Source organism: Cytobacillus solani (genome assembly GCF_006704205.1).
GTDB lineage: Bacteria > Bacillota > Bacilli > Bacillales > Cytobacillaceae > Cytobacillus > Cytobacillus solani.
In genome coordinates this window covers 3,499,342-3,520,726 of sequence record NZ_CP041305.1, presented here as the reverse complement: position 1 = coordinate 3,520,726, position 21,385 = coordinate 3,499,342, and the positions used below count along the sequence as shown (strand labels likewise).

The 21,385-nt window shown below is 39.5% G+C and carries 18 protein-coding genes; 1 reads left to right on the top strand and 17 read right to left on the bottom strand.

Going from position 1 to position 21,385, the window contains the following annotated elements; translation table 11 throughout:
* Window positions 1-1,013: 1,013 nt before the first annotated feature.
* The 6 genes from gnd to mce all read right to left on the bottom strand — a co-directional run bounded on the left by gnd (window position 1,014) and on the right by mce (window position 7,969).
* A complete protein-coding gene (gene gnd / locus FI644_RS17590; protein WP_053476922.1) occupies window positions 1,014-2,423 on the bottom strand; it encodes an NADP-dependent phosphogluconate dehydrogenase in 1,410 nt (469 codons plus the stop codon).
* Between the two features lie 87 nt (window positions 2,424-2,510).
* Window positions 2,511-3,797 carry a DNA polymerase IV gene (locus FI644_RS17585; RefSeq protein ID WP_142108672.1) on the bottom strand — a complete coding sequence of 429 codons (1,287 nt, stop codon included), beginning with the start codon at window positions 3,795-3,797 and terminating at the stop codon, window positions 2,511-2,513.
* A 95-nt stretch (window positions 3,798-3,892) separates the two neighbouring features.
* Window positions 3,893-4,369 (bottom strand): chemotaxis protein CheW, encoded by a 477-nt coding sequence (locus tag FI644_RS17580; RefSeq protein WP_056685499.1) that lies wholly within the window; start codon window positions 4,367-4,369, stop codon window positions 3,893-3,895.
* A gap of 383 nt (window positions 4,370-4,752) precedes the next feature.
* A complete protein-coding gene (locus FI644_RS17575; protein ID WP_142108671.1) occupies window positions 4,753-5,874 on the bottom strand; it encodes a tripeptidase T in 1,122 nt (373 codons plus the stop codon).
* Window positions 5,875-6,003: 129 nt separating this feature from the next.
* Window positions 6,004-7,554 carry an acyl-CoA carboxylase subunit beta gene (locus FI644_RS17570; RefSeq protein WP_142108670.1) on the bottom strand — a complete coding sequence of 517 codons (1,551 nt, stop codon included), beginning with the start codon at window positions 7,552-7,554 and terminating at the stop codon, window positions 6,004-6,006.
* 4 nt (window positions 7,555-7,558) lie between these two features.
* A complete protein-coding gene (mce, locus tag FI644_RS17565; protein ID WP_142108669.1) occupies window positions 7,559-7,969 on the bottom strand; it encodes a methylmalonyl-CoA epimerase in 411 nt (136 codons plus the stop codon).
* Window positions 7,970-8,175: 206 nt separating this feature from the next.
* On the opposite strand from mce, the gene prli42 reads away from it, so the two are divergent.
* Complete coding sequence (gene prli42, locus FI644_RS26400; protein WP_172797656.1) at window positions 8,176-8,271, top strand: stressosome-associated protein Prli42; 96 nt, start codon at window positions 8,176-8,178, stop codon at window positions 8,269-8,271.
* A 47-nt stretch (window positions 8,272-8,318) separates the two neighbouring features.
* On the opposite strand, the gene FI644_RS17560 is transcribed toward prli42, so the two are convergent.
* The 11 genes from FI644_RS17560 to FI644_RS17510 all read right to left on the bottom strand — a co-directional run bounded on the left by FI644_RS17560 (window position 8,319) and on the right by FI644_RS17510 (window position 21,377).
* On the bottom strand, window positions 8,319-8,831 hold the full coding sequence (locus tag FI644_RS17560) for a L,D-transpeptidase (RefSeq protein WP_142108668.1): 513 nt from the start codon (window positions 8,829-8,831) through the stop codon (window positions 8,319-8,321).
* A 23-nt stretch (window positions 8,832-8,854) separates the two neighbouring features.
* A complete protein-coding gene (locus FI644_RS17555; protein ID WP_142108667.1) occupies window positions 8,855-9,850 on the bottom strand; it encodes an aromatic acid exporter family protein in 996 nt (331 codons plus the stop codon).
* A 102-nt stretch (window positions 9,851-9,952) separates the two neighbouring features.
* Window positions 9,953-10,675: an amino acid ABC transporter ATP-binding protein gene (locus FI644_RS17550; RefSeq protein WP_142108666.1), complete on the bottom strand. Its 723-nt coding sequence runs from the start codon at window positions 10,673-10,675 to the stop codon at window positions 9,953-9,955.
* A complete protein-coding gene (locus FI644_RS17545; protein ID WP_142108665.1) occupies window positions 10,668-11,327 on the bottom strand; it encodes an amino acid ABC transporter permease in 660 nt (219 codons plus the stop codon). Before FI644_RS17545 ends, FI644_RS17550 begins: the two co-directional genes overlap by 8 nt.
* Before the next feature lie 234 nt (window positions 11,328-11,561).
* Window positions 11,562-12,350, bottom strand: a complete 789-nt coding sequence (locus tag FI644_RS17540) for a transporter substrate-binding domain-containing protein (RefSeq protein WP_142108664.1) — start codon at window positions 12,348-12,350, stop codon at window positions 11,562-11,564.
* 256 nt (window positions 12,351-12,606) lie between these two features.
* Complete coding sequence (locus tag FI644_RS17535) at window positions 12,607-13,044, bottom strand: BrxA/BrxB family bacilliredoxin (RefSeq protein WP_053476933.1); 438 nt, start codon at window positions 13,042-13,044, stop codon at window positions 12,607-12,609.
* Between the two features lie 249 nt (window positions 13,045-13,293).
* Window positions 13,294-14,415, bottom strand: a complete 1,122-nt coding sequence (meaB, locus tag FI644_RS17530) for a methylmalonyl Co-A mutase-associated GTPase MeaB (protein WP_053476934.1) — start codon at window positions 14,413-14,415, stop codon at window positions 13,294-13,296.
* 1 nt (window position 14,416) lies between these two features.
* Window positions 14,417-16,609 carry a methylmalonyl-CoA mutase gene (gene scpA / locus FI644_RS17525; protein ID WP_053476935.1) on the bottom strand — a complete coding sequence of 731 codons (2,193 nt, stop codon included), beginning with the start codon at window positions 16,607-16,609 and terminating at the stop codon, window positions 14,417-14,419.
* Window positions 16,602-18,431 (bottom strand): methylmalonyl-CoA mutase family protein, encoded by a 1,830-nt coding sequence (locus FI644_RS17520; protein WP_053476936.1) that lies wholly within the window; start codon window positions 18,429-18,431, stop codon window positions 16,602-16,604. The genes scpA and FI644_RS17520 overlap by 8 nt, the downstream gene beginning before the upstream one ends.
* A 391-nt stretch (window positions 18,432-18,822) precedes the next feature.
* Complete coding sequence (locus FI644_RS17515; protein WP_053476937.1) at window positions 18,823-20,139, bottom strand: dihydrolipoamide acetyltransferase family protein; 1,317 nt, start codon at window positions 20,137-20,139, stop codon at window positions 18,823-18,825.
* Between the two features lie 254 nt (window positions 20,140-20,393).
* The gene (locus FI644_RS17510) at window positions 20,394-21,377 is read right to left on the bottom strand and encodes an alpha-ketoacid dehydrogenase subunit beta (RefSeq protein ID WP_053476938.1); all 984 of its coding nucleotides are present in this window, start codon (window positions 21,375-21,377) and stop codon (window positions 20,394-20,396) included.
* Between the last annotated feature and the right edge of the window lie 8 nt (window positions 21,378-21,385).

Genomic DNA, 21,385 nt, shown 5'->3' with positions numbered 1-21,385 from the left:
ATTAATTACCACCTGTTCACAAATTGGTCAAATACTCCCAAAAAAAATGTCGAATTTTGTCTGTTAAAATATTCCTGATATTGTCTTGAAACTAGAATAATTAATAAAACTAATGGACTATACTTGTCTCATTCCTAAGTCATCTTTTAGTTACTTTTGTAAATTTCATTGAATTAATTCACCTTTTTTATGTTACAAATGTTAATTTTATTAGTACAAATTGTTCATTTTTTGGAAATTAATCACATCTCACCGTTGACGAATTGGATAGACGACTTAGTTCTTTTGAATTGCAAAGGGAGGGGGCGGATGCTCTCTTCCTAAGCCTCCCTAATTTGCTGATTACCTACCTGAATAAACCATTAATTTATTAAAATATTTCAAAAAATAAAAAATCACACTGCTTTAAATTAGCAGTGTGATTTTTTCCTATTCCCTACAATTTTTAGCATCCTTTTAAGACTCCCACCCTCACCTGCCTTTTTATTAATGACAACCCTTAAGTTTTCTGAGAATCCCACACTGGAATATCACTTGGCTTTTTCCATTTAGGATGCCGGCTGCCACTGTTCCTGTTGAATGTCCTAGACATGATAGTCAAGTCCGTATGAAACAAAATCTCTACACTTTGCAGAATTCCCTTCAATGTCAAACATTGGAATCCCCTTGCATTTGCTCCAGTAATATATAGATTCAAGGGCTGTTGCGACTGGATTGTCCTTTGAAATATAGAATTCAGCTGCTCTTCCGGTTAATGATTCAGCCCAGCCTGCTTGACTTCCTAGCTTGTAGATATGGATGTTTCTATAGCTTCTAATCCTATTTCTGCATTAACCTTCTTCGCGTTTTCTCTGTCAACCATTGAGTTTGCTCATATGAATAATAGCTAATCCCTGCTTTTTTTTCATTAGAACGAATTTTTTAATAGAGTTAATTATATTTTTAATCCCCTTTTCTAATTTGTACAAAAAACAGCAGCATTCATATTGAACGCTGCTGTTTTTTGTATTCTTTTATTTCATCCATTCTGTATGAAACACGCCTTCTTTATCAATACGCTCGTATGTATGGGCACCGAAATAATCACGCTGTGCCTGAATGAGATTGGCTGGCAAGGTTTCTGTCCGGTAGCTGTCATAATAAGAAATAGCTGCTGATAAGCATGGCACAGGAATGCCATTTTGAACAGCCACACCAATGATTTCACGAAGTGCACCCTGATAGCTTTCTACAATTTCTTTGAAATAAGGGTCAAGCAGTAAATTTTTCAAGCCTGCATCCTGATCATAGGCATCCTTAATCTTTTGCAGGAACTGTGCACGAATAATACAGCCTCCACGGAAAATCATCGCAATATCGCCATAGCGTAAATCCCAATTATACTCCTCAGATGCTGCACGCATTTGGGCAAATCCTTGTGCATATGAGCAAATCTTGCTCATGTAAAGTGCTTTGCGGACAGATTCAATGAAAGCTTTTTTATCCCCTGAAAAAGCTTGTTTACTAGGGCCGCTTAGCACCTTGCTTGCAGAGACACGCTCAGCCTTCATTGCAGAAATATAGCGGGCAAACACAGACTCAGTAATAATTGGAAGCGGCACGCCCATATCTAATGCGCTTTGGCTTGTCCATTTCCCTGTCCCTTTTTGACCAGCTGTATCAAGAATGCGATCGACAAGCGGTTCACCTGTCTCATCATCCTTTTTCGCAAAAATATCCGCAGTAATCTCGATTAAATAACTATCAAGTTCCCCTTTATTCCATTCTGCAAATACATCATGAAGCTCATCTGCTCCAAGACCAAGAACATGTTTTAATAGGAAATAAGCCTCTGAAATCAGCTGCATATCTCCATATTCAATCCCGTTATGCACCATCTTTACATAATGTCCTGCACCATCCGGGCCGATATACGTTGTACAAGGTTCCCCATTCACTTTTGCAGAAATATCTTTAAAAATTGGAGCAACAAGCTCATACGCTTCCTTTTGGCCGCCAGGCATAAGGGAAGGACCGAGCAATGCTCCTTCTTCGCCGCCAGAAACACCTGTACCGATGAAATGGAAGCCTAATTCACTTAGCTCTTTATTGCGGCGCTGTGTATCTGTAAATAACGTATTGCCGCCGTCAATTAAGATATCCCCTTTTTCAAGGAGGGGTTTTAATTGCTCAATGGTTGCATCCGTAGGAGCGCCAGCTTTCACCATTAACATAATCTTTCTTGGCTTTTCAATCGAATTCACAAACTCTTCAATGGAATATGTACCCTTAATATTTTTTCCGTTTGTCTCCTTCAGCATCTCATCTGTCTTTTCTCGTGATCGATTATAGACGGAAACGGAATACCCTCTGCTCTCAATATTCATAGCAAGATTTTTTCCCATAACCGCTAAACCTATAATTCCAATTTGTGTTTTTTCCATCCTTTAACACCCCTTCTAAAGCCTATCTTCATGCTAAGAATCCTCTATACTGTAGCAAGATTCAATTATTAATGCAATTCTCGCATACTATTCCTCTTTTTCGGCCTTCCTATAAGGGAAATCCTGCAAAAAATCTTTATTAAAGCTCGTTTCTGCCCCAATATTTCGCTGCTCGGATTTAACCTCCGGCATCATCACTGCTCGATCAATAATATGTGAGCCAAATTTTTCACGAAGAGTTGCTAATGTTGCTAACAAAGGCTCTTTCCTTGCCTCTTTTTCATAGCTAAAGAGGTCTAGCTGTTTAACTGCCTCATTATACTCAATTAAATCCATTCCCGTAATGCCAAGCAGCCGAACGGAATCACCATTCCAATGCTTTAGAAAAAGCTGTTTAGCTATCTGAAATAGCTCCTCTTCCTTTTGAACTGGGTTTTGAAGCTTCCTGCTTCTCGTAATTGTTTTTCGATCCTTGAAACGGATAGTTATCCCTAATGAAGAAGCAAGAACTTTTTTTCTTTTTAGTCTGACACACACAGTTTCAGATAGTTTTTCAAGTACCTGCAAGAGCTCCTGCTGATTGGAAACATCACGAGGCAAAGTGGTTGAATTGCCAATGCTTTTGAATTCGGAAGCTGCATCAGGGTCAACAGGTCTTTGATCATTTCCATTCGCCCTCTCCTTTAATCTCGGACCATTGATTCCTAGAACAGATTTCAATTGAACATCATTGGCTTTTGCTAGATCACCAATCGTTTTTATATGGATGGTCCGTAGTTTTTCCCCTGTTTTCTTCCCAACCCCATGCATTTCTTCCACATCGAGCGGCCATAAAACGGATGGCACATCCCTTTTTCGAAGAACAGTGATCCCCATTGGCTTTTTCATATCAGAAGCCATTTTTGCTAGAAATTTATTCGGTGCAACCCCTATGCTGCACGGTAAATCAAGCTGCCTCTGAATTTGCCTTTGGATCGTTTCAGCAATTTCAAGCGGGGTTCCAAATTCATAGCTTTCCGTTATGTCTACATAGCCTTCATCAATTGAAACGGGCTCAACTAATGACGAATATTGATTTAATATTTCAAACATCCCGATGGAAGCGGCACGATACCGATCAAAATTAGGCTTTTTAACAATCAGCTGCGGGCAAAGCTTTTGTGCCTCCCAAAGAGGCATCGTTGTTTTCACACCGAACTTTCTCGCCTCATAGCTGCACGTCACAATAATTCCCCGCCGTTCCTTTGGATTGCCTGCAATCGCTAATGGTTTCCCCTTTAAAGATGGATCATAGGCCATTTCGACCGAAGCATAAAAACTATTCATATCAACATGCAAAATGACTCGTCCATTTTTCGGATACATTTGTTTCATGCCGGCACTTCCTTGTACTTATTCTTCTACTATTTTAACAAATTTATCTAACAAAAAGAAAACAGAGGATTCATTAATCCTCTGTTCAATCCTATTTATGCCGTTTCCTTTTGTGTCTTCATAAACTCCTGAATCTCTCTAATCCCATCTAGTGATTGAACGAGAATAGATGGATCAATCATTGTAATCACTCGTGAATCCAGGTTTGCAACGCCAGTAAAATATGTTGTTTTTTGATAAGCAAGAAGCCCTAGCTGTTTTAATTTATCAGATGGAATGTCAATGATTTCCTTCGCATCTGAAACAATAACGCCAATTGACAGCATTTCTGTTTGTAAAACAATCATTTTTGTCGATTCATTTGCTTTAAATGAGCGGTTATAAAGAATTCTTTCAAAGTCAACGACCGGAATAAGCTCATCCCGTACTCTTGTAATCCCATTTACATAAGCAGGTAAATGAGGGATTGGTGTAATCCCCTCTACTTTTTCAATCGACATAACAAAATGAATGGGAATGGCGTATTCTTCATTGCCAACTTGAAACACAACTACCTTATTCATCTCTTCCAAAATCTACCCCTCCTGCACTCAAGTGGGTGTATAGTACCACTATTACTAGATTAAATATAACATATTCTACTTCCTGCTGCTTTCTTTTTTAAAGGATGTTTTCGTAAACACTGTTGCCCCTAACACGAATTCGCAGAAGTTGATTTCCGCTCCAGGTCACTCGCTTTCTGCAGGGTGTGCCCTGAACCTTCTCATTGCTAAAGCGCCTGTGGTGTCTCAACTGTCCGCTCCTCCCGAAGAGTCTCACATCTTCCGCTACAATCAACCTTATTTTGCCTAGGATTTTCACTCACACCATTTATCCAAAAACAATCTTTTGAATAGAGTCTTTTTTAAATAGATAAGAGAACCCATTTTTAATAAGGTTCTCTTCTCTCATTTTTTTATTGAGCTGTTACTTCCTCAATAATCGCAATCACCATTTCAGCTAATTTATTTAATTCTTCAATCGGCATCCGTTCATTCGTTGTGTGAATTTCCTCGTAGCCAACTGCAAGATTAACAGTTGGGATGTCAAAGCCTGCAATCACGTTCGCATCACTTCCGCCCCCGCTCTTTAATAACTCACAGCTGCGGCCAATTTTTGCAGCAGCTTTGCGTGCCACTTCAACCACATGATCACCTTCGCCAAATTTAAAGCCTGGGTACATAACTTCTACTTCCACTTCAGCTTTACCGCCCATTTCGACAGCTGCTGTTTCAAAAGCTTCTTTCATTTTACTTACTTGCTGCTCCATTTTTTCATTCACTAATGAGCGAGCCTCAGCCAAAATTTCAACATGGTCACAAACGATGTTTGTTTGCGTACCACCTTCGAAACGGCCAATATTCGCAGTTGTTTCTTCATCAATACGTCCTAGAGGCATTCTTGAAATCGCTTTAGCAGCGATTGTGATAGCAGAAACTCCTTTTTCTGGTGCAACACCAGCATGAGCCGTTTTTCCAAGAATTGTTGCCTTCACCTTTGCTTGTGTAGGCGCAGCGACAATAATATTTCCTACCTTGCCATCACTATCCAGCGCATAGCCATACTTAGCAGTAACTAATGAAGAATCAAGTGCCTTGGCACCAACGAGGCCAGACTCTTCACCAACAGTAATAATAAATTCGATTTTCCCATGAGGAATGCTTTGCTCTTTCAGCACTTTGATAACTTCAAACATTGCTGCAAGCCCCGCTTTGTCATCTGCGCCAAGAATCGTTGTCCCATCAGTGACAACATACCCGTCTTTAATAGAAGGCTTAATGCCTTTTCCAGGGACTACTGTATCCATATGAGATGTAAAGTAAATCGTATCTACCCCCTCTTTTGTCCCTTGAAGTGTACAAATCAAATTTCCTGCTCCATGACCTGTTTGTGCGGTTGTATCATCTTCAAATACTTCAACGCCCAAGTCAGTAAACTTCTGCTTTAAAACCTTTGCAATTTCCGTTTCATATTTTGTTTCAGAATCAATTTGTACAAGCTCTAAAAACTCATTTAATAACCGTTCATGATTAATCATATTGTCCAATCCTCCCGATTTATGTATAAATTCATTATTTACTATTCTAGTATACCTTTATGGATTCTGTTTGCAAATAGATGAGTATTTGCGAACAACATTCTGTTTTTTCAGGATTAATTATCAATATTATAATGGGATATTCCCATGCTTCTTTTTCGGTCTCGTTTCCTTCTTGTTTCTCAGCATATCTAGTGCTTGAATGAGCTTTATCCTTGTTTCCCGAGGATCAATGACATCATCAATCATCCCCCTGCTAGCTGCGACATATGGGTTGGCAAACTTTTCGCGATACTCTTCAATTTTTTGTGCTCGGATCGCTTCAGGATCATCGCTGTTTGAAATTTCCCTCGCAAAAATGATATTCGCTGCTCCCTGAGGGCCCATAACAGCTACCTCCGCATTTGGCCAAGCAAATACAAGGTCCGCACCGATTGACTTACTGTTCAAAGCCACATAGGCTCCGCCATAGGCTTTTCGTAAAATAACAGTGAGCTTCGGAACAGTCGCTTCGGAATACGCATATAAAATCTTTGCACCATGCCGGATAATGCCGCCATGCTCCTGTTTTACACCAGGAAAGAAGCCTGTTACATCCTCAAAAGTAATGAGTGGAATATTGAATGAATCACAGAAACGGATGAATCTAGCCGCTTTGTCAGATGAATCAATATCAAGACCACCTGCCATGACTTTCGGCTGATTGCAAACTAATCCAACCACCTGTCCTTTGATTCGCGCAAGACCAACAACAATATTTTTTGCAAAGTCAGGCTGAACCTCCATAAATGAAGCGGTATCAACAACCTGTTCGATGACTTTTCTGACGTCATAAGGACGAACGGCATCGAAAGGAATAACATCTGTAAGATCTGGCCGGTAATCATCTGCAGCATCCGTCTCTACTCTAGGTGGCTTTTCCTCATTATTTTGCGGAAGGTAGCTTAATAATTGACGTACTTGATCAATCACTTCAGCTTCTGTTTCCCCTTTAAAATGAGCATTCCCACTAATTGAATTATGTACGCTAGCCCCGCCTAAATCTTCCGATGAAATTTTTTCACCGGTTACAGTTTCAATCACCTTTGGACCTGTAATAAACATCTGACTTGTCTTCTCCACCATAAAAACAAAATCCGTAATCGCTGGAGAATAAACGGCACCCCCCGCACAAGGTCCCATAATTACGGAAATTTGCGGTATGACACCTGAATAAATCGAGTTCCGGTAAAAAATATGCCCATACCCATCTAAGGAAACTACGCCTTCTTGAATCCGCGCACCGCCCGAATCATTCAAGCCAACAAAAGGAGCTCCATTTTCTGCAGCCAGATCCATCACATTAGCAATTTTCTTCGCATGCATCTCTCCCAGTGCCCCACCAAAAACAGTAAAATCCTGAGAGAATAAGAAAATCGGTCGGCCGTTCACTTTTCCATACCCAGTCACAACTCCATCGCCAGGTCCTTTTTGACCACCAAGACCAAAGTCCATACAGCGGTGCTCAATAAACGGATTAAGCTCAACAAACGTACCTGGATCAACTAATAATTCAATCCTTTCTCTTGCAGTCAGCTTCCCTTTCTCATGCTGCTTTTCAATTTTCTCATCGCCGCCGCCTAATTCTATTTCTCGCTTGCGATCATATAATTCATTGATTTTTTCATAGATGTCTGTCATGAGTTTATTTCAGTCCTTTCTTCTCACAAAATTCATATAAGACACTTCCTGTCGATTTCGGGTGCATGAAAGCTACCTGGGCTCCGCCTGCTCCAGTTTTCGGTATATCCTGGATCATGCGAATGCCTTTTTCCTTTATTTCATCGATTCGGTCTTGGATGGAGTCTACACCAAGTGCCACATGATGCAGACCTTCCCCCCGCTTCTCGATAAATCTTGCAACCGCACTCTCTTCATTCGTTGGCTCTAATAGCTCTAGCTTCGTCTCTCCCGCCTTCAAAAATGCTACCTTTAATTTTTCACTTTCCACCTCTTCAATTCCAAGCAGCGGAAGTTTTAGAATTTCCGTATAGAATGGCAGTGACTCATCAAGTGAACGGACGGCAATACCAATATGATCAATTTTTTTAATCAACTTGTTCCCCTTCCTTTCCAAGCAATGCGCAATAAAGTTCCCTACATTCAAAAATTATACGCTTTTTTTTATAATAAGAATATACAGATACTTTAATATTCGCTAAACATGTCGAAAATCCTTTAAAAAATCGAGCGGTTGTTCATTTTAAGAATTCCTAGTAAAATAGAGATAAGCAAATGATGATTTAGAGGAGGGTATATTCATTGTCTAATAGAAAGATGCAAAAAATAATCGTATATTTAATGATTTTTGCCATGCTTGCCTCAACATTGTTAATTGGACTAACGATGATTTTATAAAGAAAATATTTGCATATAAAGAGGGACTGTCATGTTTGACAGTCCCTTCATTTTATTGCTCCATATGTTTGTCCAAGCTGTTCGTAGTTTTGAGAAGTAGAAGTAACTAATATTTTCGTTCCAATTGGAATAAATTCATATAATGATTCTATTGCTTCATTTTGCAGGCGAATACATCCTTGAGACACGTATTTACCAATAGAGGACGGATCGTTAGTCCCATGAAGCCCATATATTCTCCCATCCGTATCTTCTGCATCGAATCCAAGCCATCTCGTTCCCAATGGATTACTTGCATCTCCACCCTTTATATCCTTTTTTCTGTAATAGGGATCCTTTGCCTTCACCGTAATCGTAAAGAGGCCTTCAGGGGTTAAATCTTCTGTCTTTCCTGTCGCCGCAGTAATCACTGTTTGAACTCTATTTTCATTAATAAAAGCTATTTCATTTAGCTTTTTATTCACGATAATAAATGGATCCCCAGGCAGCGGATTAGTTCCCAATGGCCAAATAGGCGAGAAAATAAACGCAAGCAGTACCGAGGAAATGATTTTAAGCAAACAATCACCTCATCTTTTTTCCGTTAGTTTGCACCGGATTCAGTGAAATGATTCTCCTTTTTTCCCCGCTTTAGCTCTTTTGCAGAGCTTTTAATCCATAAGTACTCTTCCATCTCCCTTACAAATTGAAAAAGGGCCGCACGTGCTTCAAATTCCTCTCTTGTTTTCGGTAGCTCCATGCTTTTAAAGGAAGATTTCATCTCGTATAGCTTATCTAAGAAGCGGTTCGCTGTATTTCCTGGATGAATATTTGCAGCTAACTCTTCCATAAAATCAGCCACCATTTCCCCTTGTTCAATTGTATAGGAAATCGAAATGACAATAGGCAGAACTCTCTCAATGATTTCAAATTGCTTTTCCCGCATTTTAAAATAGTGATAATACACATTTTCATTACGGAGTAAGCGATTTTCCACATCTCTATAGGCAAGGACTTGTGCTTCTTCAATTAACTGGGCTGTTTCGGTTATCTCTAGCCCATCCCAATTACTTTCGTTTGTACGCAAATAAATAACAATTTCATCAAATATTCTTTTAAAATTTTCTTCAATCTGGATTTGATATTCCAGCAGTTTTTGATCAAGGCTTGGCATATAAAGATTAGCCAGAAGAGCAACACCGATCCCAATCGTTATAATCCCTAATTCATTCATTAGAATATCAAAAGTGACCTCTCCAGCCGAATAAATATGCAGAATGATGACACTGCTCGTCACGATGCCATCACTAATTTTAAGCATAACTGCTGTCGGGATGAAAAATAGTAATAAAAAGCCGATGATGATCGGATGATACGCCATCCCTTCGAAAAATACTATAGAAAATAACATCGCCAACAAACAGGCACTGAAACGGTTCCAAGAAGTCTTTATCGATTTCTTTTTCGTTACCTGGATACATAGAATGGTTAATATTCCTGCCGAAACAAAATTATCGAACCCCAAAATCTGAGCAAGAATAATCGATGCGGATGTGCCAATAGCTGTTTTTATTGTTCGATAGCCAATTTTAAACTTCATGTAAAAAACTCCTACAATTACTAATTTAACTTCATAACAAATTATGTCCAAAAAAAGAGAAGATGATCATTAAGACCATCTTCATCCATTTTATTATACATTTCAAAGCATTTTTTGCAAGAAATCTTTTGCACGATCAGAGGTTGGATTGGAAAAGAATTCACTAGGCGGTGCATCTTCTACGAGTACACCACCATCTAAAAATAAGACACGATCTGCTACTTCTCTAGCAAACCCCATTTCGTGGGTAACAATGGCCATCGTCATTCCTGTATGTGCCAGTGATTTCATTACATCCAGCACCTCTTTGACCATTTCTGGGTCAAGTGCTGATGTTGGTTCATCAAAAAGCATCACCTCAGGCTGCATCGCTAATGCACGAGCAATCGCAACCCTTTGCTTTTGACCTCCTGATAATCGGCTTGGATATTCATTTACTTTCGCAGATAGTCCAACCTTTAATAATAGCTCATGGCCAATCTTCTCAGCTTCCTGCTTGGACTGCCCCTTCACTTTCATTGGGGCATAGGTTAAATTCTCAAGGACTGACTTATGCGGGAATAGATGAAAATGCTGAAAAACCATTCCTACATTTTGACGGACCTTCATGATATTTGTTTTTTTATCCGTAATATCATGTTCACCGATAAAGATACGCCCGTTTGTAGGCTTTTCTAATAGGTTAATACAACGGAGGAAGGTTGACTTACCTGATCCTGAAGGACCGATAATGGCCACAACTTCGCCAGCCTTAATCGTTGTGGAAATTCCTTTTAGCACTTCAAGTTTTCCAAACTGTTTATGCAAATTTTCAATTTTAATCACCGCGTCTCATCCTCCTTTCAACAACTTTTCCAAGAATGGTTAATGTAATGACCATTAAATAATAGATGAGACCTGCTAATAATAATGGTTCAAAGAAACGAAACTTGTCCGCCCCCACTTGATAGGCTCTTCTCATAATGTCCATTACCCCAATTGTAGTAACGATGGCCGACTCCTTAGTCAAAGTAATAAATTCATTCATTAATGCTGGTAAAATATTTTTCAAAGCCTGTGGAAGAATGATGTTAAGCATCATCTTACGGTAAGGAACACCTAGTGCCATTGCTGCTTCACTTTGTCCTTTATCAACTGCAAGAATACCCGCACGAATAATTTCAGAAATATAAGCAGCAGAATTCAACCCAAAAGCGAGTACAGCAGCCACATATGGTTCAATTTGATAGCCAAATATTTGCGGTGAACCAAAATAAATAATCATTAGCTGCAATACTAAAGGTGTGCCTCGAAAGATCGATGTATAAGCATCTGCAATCCATCCAAGTACTTTAATGGAGCTTATTTTAAATAGTGATAGAATAATTCCAAGTAAAAACCCTAATAGTCCTGCTAAAGCGACAATTTGCAATGTCACGCCAATTCCTCTTAATATATAAGGGAGGGAAGGCAGAATGGATGTAAAATCTAGGTTCATGTATAACAATCCTCTCAATAAGAAATGCGGATGCGCCATGGTCAGGGGCGACAAGCATAAGACGAGCCAGTGAGAAGGTTGTACTTTAACCTTCTTGCTGGATTGGCTTATGACCTCGAGTCCCTAGGCGCAGAAGCTAGACAATAGAAATGTGGATGCTAGCTTGAGGGCAAAAACGTTCAGAAGTGAGTATCCTTCTGAACGTTTTTAGTAGATTAGAAGCCTAGCTTATAATCATTCACCTTCAAACCACTTTTTCAAAATCTTATCTAATTCCCCGTTATCAATCATTTCTTTCAATGCTTTGTTGAATTCTTCAGTCAGCTCACTGTCTTTTGGAAGAGCAATCGCATAGCCGCCATCTGCATCTTCAACTGTGAAGCCTTCAATATCGTCATTATTTTCTAAATAGCCTTGTGCAACTGTGTCTTCAATAATTGCTGCATCAAAACGGCCAGCCTTAATTTCTTGAATTAATTCTGGTATACGGTTGCGGTTTTCAACAGTCATATCTACTTCTTTTGCTAAGTCCTTTGCTTTTTCCTCTTGAATAGAGCCTAGCTGCGCACCAACCTTTTTGCCTTTAAGATCTTCTACCTTCTCTATTCCACTGTCCTTTTTAGAAACAATCATATGTTTAGAAGTGTAATAGATTTCACTAAAGTCTACACTCTTTTTTCTATCGTCTGTTGCAGACATGGCAGATAATACAAAATCTACTTGACCGGATTGAAGTGCCTGAATTAATCCGCCAAAATCCATATCTTGAATTTTAAATTCATAGCCAAGCTTTTCAGTTACCGCTTTCGCAATATCAACATCAATTCCGATAATCTCATCACCTTTTGCCGTATCAATATATTCAAATGGTGCATAGTCTGCTGATGTTCCCATCGTTAAAACTTTTTTATCAGAATCCTTATCCTTGGATCCATTAGATGATGCCTCCTCACTTGTTCCACAAGCTGCTAGTAAACCAATTAATAGAATACTAATAAAAAAGATAGAAACTATTTTTTTCATTATTATTTTCCCCCTATAACTTTTCTGAAAATTATTATAATTGACTATTATCTATTATTAGCGATAAATTATTAATTTTCAAGTATCAATCGTATATTAATAATTATTCACTTGAATGTATTTTAACACATTATTATATTTATGCAATACTATTTTTATATATTATTCTTTTGAAAATAAATATTTAGTCCTATTTTTTCTAAGGATATTATGTAACAGAAATAAAAAAAAGCCTCATACGAGGCTTTTTTCTACATTATAGATCTTCGCAATGCTGCTCAAATGCATTTTGAAGCTTTTGAATAACTGCCATTGGTTCATGTCCTTCAATATCATGACGCTCAATCATCGCACATAGCTTTCCGTCTTTTAATAATGCGAAGGAAGGAGAAGATGGCGGGAATCCAGTAAAATAGCTGCGTGCTGTTTCAGTTGCTTCTTTATCCTGACCAGCAAATACTGTCACTAAATGATCTGGACGCTTATCATAATGCAGCGCATGAGCAGCTGCTGGACGAGCAATCCCACCCGCACATCCACAAACAGAGTTAACCATTACAAGAGTTGTTCCTTTTTCTGCAATTGCTTTTTCAACCTCATCAGGTGTTTTTAATTCTGTATAGCCAGCATCAACAATTTCTCTGCGTGCATTTGCTACAACATCATTCATAAAAAAATTAAAATCCATATTCATCTGTATGTTCGCTCCTTTTTGGATATAAAACTTCCATACCTACATCATACCAATAGATGAACATTCTTTTCAACGTAGAGGGCTTTAAGGTACCCGTTAATCTATTTGGGTGATTTGCAAAAATAATTAGAGGGACGCAATTATTTTTGGCGTTTTGCAATAATAGGTGGATTGTCACAATTACATTTGACCTTTTTAAATAATAGTTTTCCTAGCCCATTAAGTTAAAAAGCTGCCAAAGGCAGCTTTTTACAACTTTTTATTAATCGAATATGCTTGGAATAATTCCTCTACTGCAGATGTCACTGTTCGGGCTCCTGCGATTACTTCATTTTCCATTTGAGGCAGCAGCGGTTTCACCTCTTGATGGTTGAAAAAACTAAATTGGAGCTGATCAATAATCATTGAGTAGATCCATTCCTTCGTTTGCGCTCTTCTCCTATTTTCAAATACGCCAGATTTCTTTGTTGTCTTTTCGAATGATTGAATAGTATCCCAAATATCTTTCATTCCTTCTTGATAGATCGCAGAGCATGTGGCTGCTTTTGTTTGCCATCCTTTTGTTGCTGGCTGGAGAAAATGAAGAATCCGATTGTATTCAGCTTTCGTTTTTAATGCCAATCGTTTGTTCTCTCCATCCGCTTTGTTAACAAGTACAGCATCTGCCAGCTCCATGATCCCTTTCTTCATCCCTTGCAGCTCATCTCCCGCACCAGTCAAAACTAGTAGCATGAAAAAATCGACCATGTCTCTAACAAGTACTTCACTTTGCCCCACGCCAACTGTTTCTACAAGAATGACATTGAAGCCAGCTGCTTCGCACAAAGTAATTGTTTCGCGCGTCTTCCGATGAACCCCTCCGAGTTTACCAGCAGATGGAGAGGGGCGAATAAATGCTCTTGGGTTTCGCGAAAGCTGTTCCATTCTCGTTTTGTCCCCAAGAATACTGCCTCCGCTTATACTTGAACTTGGATCAACTGCGAGCACAGCAACCTTCAATCCTAGATCACATAGGAATGTGCCAAATGCTTCAATAAATGTACTTTTCCCAGCACCTGGTACACCTGTAATTCCAATGCGGATAGCATTACCTGAATGCGGAAGAAGCTCTTGCAGAAGTTTTTGGGCTGTTCGAAAATGATGCTCTGCATTGCTTTCAATTAATGTGATCGCTTGAGCTAGCATTCCACGGTTTCCTGTTAAAATGCCTTCAGTCCATTCATCAATATTCACTTCTGGCCGATTCTTCTTTTGAAAGCGTCCTTTTTTAATAAAGGAAGATTCAGACTGACCTGTTTGAACACCTTTTCTAACAACGCTAGCAAAATTATCAGGATTTTCCCCTTCAAACCATTCTGGTCTTTTATCCATTTTACTGTGACACTTCCTCATATCCAAGACGGTTATAGATGGCACGAATTACTTTTTGAGCAGCGACTGGGATAATAGTTCCAGGTCCAAAAATTGCAGCAGCTCCATTTTCAAGAAGAAATTGATAATCCTGTGCAGGAATCACTCCGCCAATCACAACTAGGATGTCCTCTCTTTCAAGCTTCGCAAGCTCTTCAATTAACTGAGGAAGAAGAGTTTTATGACCTGCAGCAAGTGAACTCATACCGATCACATGGACGTCGTTTTCTACTGCTTGTCTTGCCGTTTCTTCCGGTGTTTGGAATAATGGGCCGATATCGACGTCAAAGCCTAAATCCGCGAATGCTGTGGCAATGACTTTAGCTCCTCGATCATGACCATCCTGCCCCATTTTTGCTACGAGAATCCTTGGTCTTCTTCCTTCATTTTCAAGAAATTCATCAGTCATAAGCTTCACTTCTGTAATCTCTTCTTCATTTGAGAATGCTGAGCTATACACGCCGCTTATGGAGCGAATAATTGCCTTATGGCGATTAGCTACCTTTTCAATGGCATATGAAATTTCTCCAAGTGTTGCACGCACTCTTGCAGCCTGTACAGAAAGATCAAGTAGATTGCCTTCTCCTGTTTCTACAGCTTTCGTTATTGCTTCAAGTGCTTCTATAACCTTCTCCTCATCACGTGCTGCTTTTAAATTCTCCAGCTTTTCAATTTGTTTTAAGCGAACAGCCGTGTTATCAATATCAAGGATTTCAATTGGTTCTTCTTGATCAAGGCGATATTTATTCACGCCGATAATCGTCTCTTTTCCAGAATCAATTTGTGCTTGTCTGCGGGCAGCTGCCTCTTCAATTTTCATCTTTGGCAAGCCAGTTTCAATCGCTTTTGCCATCCCGCCGAGGTTTTCAATCTCTTCAATATGCTCCCAAGCTCGCTTTATCAATTGATCTGTTAATGCTTCTACATAATATGAGCCCGCCCATGGATCAATCACATTCGTAATTCCCGTTTCTTCCTGCAGAAATAGCTGTGTATTTCGGGCAATACGTGCCGAAAAATCTGTCGGCAAGGCAATTGCTTCATCAAGTGCATTCGTATGGAGGGACTGTGTATGTCCCATCGCAGCTGCATGGGCTTCAATCAGCGTCCTTGTAACATTGTTAAATGGATCCTGCTCTGTTAAACTCCAGCCTGATGTTTGGGAATGCGTTCTTAATGCCATAGACTTAGGATTTTTCGGTTCAAATGTTTTCATCATCTTTGCCCAGATAAAACGGGCAGCACGCATTTTTGCCACTTCCATAAAGTAGTTCATCCCGATCGCCCAGAAGAAAGAGAGCCTTGGCGCAAATGAATCAATATCAATCCCTGCCGAGAGTCCAGTTCTTACGTACTCTAGACCGTCAGCAAGTGTATAGGCTAATTCAATGTCAGCTGGTGCTCCTGCTTCTTGCATATGATAGCCAGAAATACTGATGCTATTAAATTTAGGCATATATTTGGATGTATATTCAAATATATCTGCAATAATTTTCATTGATATTTCCGGAGGGTAAATGTACGTATTACGCACCATGTACTCTTTCAAAATATCATTTTGGATCGTACCTGAAAGTTTTTCCTGACTTACACCCTGTTCCTCAGCTGTAACAATAAAGAAGGCCATGACGGGAAGTACGGCTCCATTCATTGTCATTGAGACAGACATTTGATCCAAAGGAATCCCGTCAAAAAGTGTTTTCATATCAAGAACAGAGTCAATTGCTACACCAGCTTTTCCAACATCCCCTACTACCCTTGGATGGTCAGAGTCATAGCCTCTGTGTGTTGCAAGGTCAAAGGCCACTGAAAGGCCCTTCTGCCCCATTGCTAGATTGCGGCGATAAAAAGCATTGCTTTCTTCCGCGGTTGAGAACCCAGCATACTGACGGACCGTCCATGGTCTATTCACATACATAGTCGGGTAAGGCCCGCGAGTATACGGAGGAAGACCTGGTTTTCCGTCAAGATGTTCGAGAGTATTAACATCTTCTTCTGTATAAAGAGGCTTTACATGAATTTGTTCGTACGTTTCAAATAGAAGATTATCTATTGATTCATGTAACTCTTCCTGTACTGTTTTTTTCCATTCTTCTTTTGAAGCTTGCTTATGATCAAAAAGCGAAATTTTATTAAAATCAGGTTTTTTACTCATTGACTTCCGCCTCCATTTCACTAAGCAAGGAAGTTAATATTTCATAACAATTGCTTTTCGCATGAATAAATTGCTCGATTCCCGCCTGCTGTAATGCTGCTTGTTTGCTTTCCTCAGGAAGTCCCGCCAAGTATAGCCGTACATCCGGATAATTTTCCTTTATTGAGTGGACCAGCTCCAGCGCTAACTCATCATATTGCTTGTCCGTTCCACATAAGACATAATGGTGTAAATTGGATTCCTGAATGAATTGTAAAGCGGATTTCGGATGATCAATATTTTCGCTAGCATCCGCTTTAATCCCGCCAGGTGCCAGAAAACCTGTCATGAAATCTGCTCTAGCTTTATGCTTCTTTAACTCACCGATACAAATAAGTCCAGCCTTTGGTTCACTGCCTGATTGCACTAGCCTTTGAGCTGCCCTGCGTAATTTTTCAAATGGTTCTGATAGACGATTATTTGGCAATGCATGATTGGCTTCTAAGCTTTCCATCACATTCTGCAATGGGTGATCGTTAAGATTAGCATAAATATTCGTTCCGATCATACTTTGTTTTCGCATGAAGAGATCTTCGTTTCTCTTCTTCATTACCTCGGCAATTTGTTCTTGAATCCATCCTGTTTTCAATACTGAAGCCATTCCGTCCTTCTCTTCTATCTTCAGAAATAATCCCCAAGCCTTTTCAGCAAGTTCATTTGTCAGATTCTCCACATACCATGAACCGCCTGCTGGATCGACAATATTCTTTAAATGGGCTTCTTCTTTTAAAATAAGCTGAGTATTTCGTGCAATTCGATCAGAAAAGTGGGTTGTTTTCCCTTCAGGCTCATTAAATGGGCTTACATGTAGAAATTGAACTCCGCCTAGTACACCTGCAAAAGCTTCATTTCCGGCCCTCAACAAATTTACATATGGGTCATAAGCTGTTTTGGTAAAAGGGGACGTTTCAGCTGAAATCACCATCTTTTGTTCTTCCGACTTTGCACCGTATGCTTCTGCTATCTTGCTCCATAGAATTCTTGCTGCACGAAGCTTTGCCATCTCCATAAAGAAGTTTGCGCCAATGGAAAATTTAAAAACCATTTTTGATAAAATTTTCTCTAAGGACATCCCTCTTTCAAGAAGCTCCTGAATATGTTGAACTCCAGTAGAAAGAGCGGCAGCTAATTCCTGAATAGCATTTGCCCCTGCTTTATGATATACACTAGTATCCACTAGGATTGTTCGCAAATTGGGCATTTTCCTATCGAATAACTGGATCATTTCGGACCATTTATCATATTCCTGTTTCAGCCCATCATTAGATGCTATTTGTAAGAGATCCCTGCCAATATAGCCTGAAACTTTGTCACAATCAGCTAAATCAGATAATTTTTCCAAAACTTCCGCTTGATCATTGCCTGCTTCGATACCAAAGGCGAATGTTGCATATATGCCATCTATAATCTTCACAAAATCCTTTACAATGTCCTTGTCTAAATGAAAGGAAATAGCCGTTTGTCCTCTTTCAAAAGACGCATGCAGTTTTTTTCGTAATTCTTCTCCATTCTCTGCATCAATCCTTTGTGCCACCTTCCACGGACTGGATAGATAGCCTGCCGGATCTGCCCCTCTTCTAAAATCAGTTTGTCCTGGAAACTGCCCAGTACTGTTTATTTTCAAATCCTCTTTTGAATAAAGCGGTTTCAAAAGGATGTTTTCATATGTATTTTTGGATAAGGAAGCAATGGATTTACCCTTTAATGATTCTTCTGATTTTTTCTCCCAAGTCTCCAGTGTATACGCTTCAAAAGTTTCATTAATCATCTTATTTAATGTCATCTTGACTGCCCGAAAATAGACAGCTTTCCCCCCTTACCTGCAATTCGGATTCTCCAGTAAAATTAAATTAAAATTCAAAATTGTCATTACGTTATTATTTTAATATACATACGAAAAACAAGCAATTCATGATTAGGCATCAAGTTTACTGATTTCTTTAGAAATTAATCCTCTGCGCTGCAGCGATTCTGTTTATATACTGTTTTGTGCCCATCTAAATGTATGTATCCATTCTTTAAAAAATTTACTTAATGTCCGAACTAAATAGGTGAAACCATCATTTTCTTTTTAGAGTAAGGATAACTCTCCGCTATTAAACCTCTAGGGCTATAAGTTATTTCAAAATAAAAAAGACCCGCTACAATAATTGTAGCGAATCTTTTTCTTGATATTAATAAACAGATGTATTTTCTTTAGAAGTGTTTTCAAGGATTTCTTTCACACGTTTTAAGAAGTTACCACATACAAGTCCGTCTAAAACGCGGTGGTCAAGTGACATACATAGGTTAACCATGTCGCGAACAGCGATCATTCCGTTATCCATAACAACTGCGCGTTTTACGATTGATTCAACTTGTAAAATTGCAGCTTGTGGATGGTTGATGATACCGTTTGATTGGATAGAACCGAATGAACCAGTGTTATTTACTGTGAACGTACCACCAGACATATCTGCTCCAGATAATTTACCTGAACGTACTTTACCAGCAAGTTCACCGATTTCACGAGCAATGCCTTTGATTGTTTTTTCATCAGCATTTTTGATTACTGGAACGTATAATGCATCTTCAGTAGCAACTGCGATTGAAAGGTTGATATCCTTCTTCTGAACAATTTTGTCGCCAGCCCACATAGAGTTGATCATAGGGAACTCTTTAAGCGCTTGAGCAACTGCTTTTACGAAGAAAGCAAATGGTGTAAGGTTGAAGCCTTCCTTCTTCTTGAAGTCAGCTTTTAATGAGTTACGGAAACTCATTAGATTTGTCACATCCACTTCAATCATTGTCCATGCATGTGGAGCTTCGTGCTTGCTCTTAAGCATGTTTGCTGCGATTGCTTTACGAACGCCAGATACTGGAATTTCGATATCACCAGGTACAACTGGTACATTTGTAGCCGCTGCCGCTTTAGGTGCCGCAGCTTGTGGAGCTGGAGCTGCTGCTGCTGGTGCAGTTTCTTGTACAGGTGCAGCTGGTGCAGCGCCTGCTTTAGGAATATTGCCAGACTCGATTAATGCATTTAAGTCTTTACGAGTAATACGGCCGCCAGCACCAGTGCCAGTTACTTGGCTTAAGTCAATTCCGTGCTCTTGAGAAAGCTTAAGAACTGCTGGTGAATAACGTGCGCCGCCATTGTCAGTTTTTGCAACTGGAGCTGCTGCTGCTGGAGCAGGAGTGCTAGCAGCAGGTGTTGCAGGTGCTTCAGTCGCTGGTGCTGCTGGAGCTTCAGGAGCTGCTGAACCGCCGCCTTCTGTTTCAATAGTAAGGATTACTGCACCGACTTCATACGTTTCTCCTTCTTGAGCAATCAATTCTTTAATAACACCATCAAAAGAAGATGGTACTTCAGAATTTACTTTGTCTGTCGTTACTTCTGCAAGTGGATCATATTTACTTACTTTATCACCAACAGAAACTAACCATTGATTAATTGTACCTTCTGTTACACTTTCCCCAAGCTGGGGCATTTTAATTTGTTCGATAGCCAATGGAATTGACCTCCTTCAAGCATTTATATTTCTAGTTGCAATTTATCTAAGATCTGTTTTAAATTTCTAGCAAAAGTCAAACAACAGTTGTTCAGGAACTTAAAGTCCTGTACAACCGCCTAAGCTTTTCTTTTCTCCTGCTGCGGCTCCTAGCCCTCGAGGTCATAAGCCATTCAGCTGATAGGAAGAAAATCACTTCCTACCAACTGACTGTCTTATGCTTGTCGACGGCTGTACAGTCGCCTTCGCTTTTCTTAGTACTCAGCTAATTCTCGTGCTGCTTTTTCTACTTTATCTGGGTTAACCATGAAGAATTTCTCCATAGTAGGAGCGTATGGCATTGCAGGAACATCAGGACCAGCAAGACGCATAATTGGTGCATCCAGATCAAATAGGCAGTTTTCAGCAATGATTGCTGCCACTTCACCCATGATGCTTCCTTCTTTTGTATCCTCAGTTAATAGTAAAACTTTACCTGTTTTTGAAGCAGCTTCGATGATAGCTTCTTTATCAAGCGGGTAAACCGTTCTTAAATCAAGTACATGTACAGAAATACCATCTTTTGCTAACTTTTCAGCAGCTTGAAGTGCAAAATGTACACATAGACCGTAAGTGATGATTGTTAGGTCTTCTCCTTCACGCTTCACATCAGCTTTACCAATTGGCAATACATAATCATCATCAGGAACTTCGCCTTTGATTAGACGGTATGCACGCTTGTGTTCGAAGAATAGAACGGGATCTTCGTCACGAATTGCCGCTTTAAGTAATCCTTTTACATCATATGGAGTAGAAGGCATGACAATTTTTAAACCAGGTTGGTTTGCAAAAACAGCCTCTACAGATTGAGAGTGATATAATGCACCGTGAACGCCGCCGCCATATGGTGCACGAATAACCATTGGACAAGTCCAATCATTATTTGAACGGTAACGAACTTTTGCTGCTTCAGAAATAATTTGGTTTACAGCAGGCATAATGAAATCAGCAAATTGCATTTCTGCGATTGGACGTAATCCGTACATTGCTGCTCCAACACCTACACCAGCAATTGCAGATTCTGCAAGTGGTGTATCAAGTACACGGTCTTCACCAAATTTATCATATAAACCAGTGGTAGCTTTAAAAACTCCACCCTTTAATCCAACATCTTCACCTAAAACAAAAACTTTTGGATCTCTTTCCATTTCTTCGCGGATTGCCATTGTTACCGCGTCAATATATGAAATTACAGCCATGTTTGTTC

What these genes read in the sequence shown, in the direction of transcription:
- FI644_RS17540 (WP_142108664.1), bottom strand. Translation starts at nt 12,350, where the DNA reads ATGAAAAAAATAGTTTCTATCTTTTTTATTAGTATTCTATTAATTGGT.
- FI644_RS17535 (WP_053476933.1), bottom strand. Translation starts at nt 13,044, where the DNA reads ATGAATATGGATTTTAATTTTTTTATGAATGATGTTGTAGCAAATGCA.
- FI644_RS17570 (WP_142108670.1), bottom strand. Translation starts at nt 7,554, where the DNA reads ATGACAGACATCTATGAAAAAATCAATGAATTATATGATCGCAAGCGA.
- FI644_RS17510 (WP_053476938.1), bottom strand. Translation starts at nt 21,377, where the DNA reads ATGGCTGTAATTTCATATATTGACGCGGTAACAATGGCAATCCGCGAA.
- FI644_RS17545 (WP_142108665.1), bottom strand. Translation starts at nt 11,327, where the DNA reads ATGAACCTAGATTTTACATCCATTCTGCCTTCCCTCCCTTATATATTA.
- FI644_RS17585 (WP_142108672.1), bottom strand. Translation starts at nt 3,797, where the DNA reads ATGAAACAAATGTATCCGAAAAATGGACGAGTCATTTTGCATGTTGAT.
- meaB (WP_053476934.1), bottom strand. Translation starts at nt 14,415, where the DNA reads ATGGATAAAAGACCAGAATGGTTTGAAGGGGAAAATCCTGATAATTTT.
- FI644_RS17555 (WP_142108667.1), bottom strand. Translation starts at nt 9,850, where the DNA reads ATGAAGTTTAAAATTGGCTATCGAACAATAAAAACAGCTATTGGCACA.
- scpA (WP_053476935.1), bottom strand. Translation starts at nt 16,609, where the DNA reads ATGAGTAAAAAACCTGATTTTAATAAAATTTCGCTTTTTGATCATAAG.
- FI644_RS17575 (WP_142108671.1), bottom strand. Translation starts at nt 5,874, where the DNA reads ATGATTAATCATGAACGGTTATTAAATGAGTTTTTAGAGCTTGTACAA.
- FI644_RS17520 (WP_053476936.1), bottom strand. Translation starts at nt 18,431, where the DNA reads ATGACATTAAATAAGATGATTAATGAAACTTTTGAAGCGTATACACTG.
- gnd (WP_053476922.1), bottom strand. Translation starts at nt 2,423, where the DNA reads ATGGAAAAAACACAAATTGGAATTATAGGTTTAGCGGTTATGGGAAAA.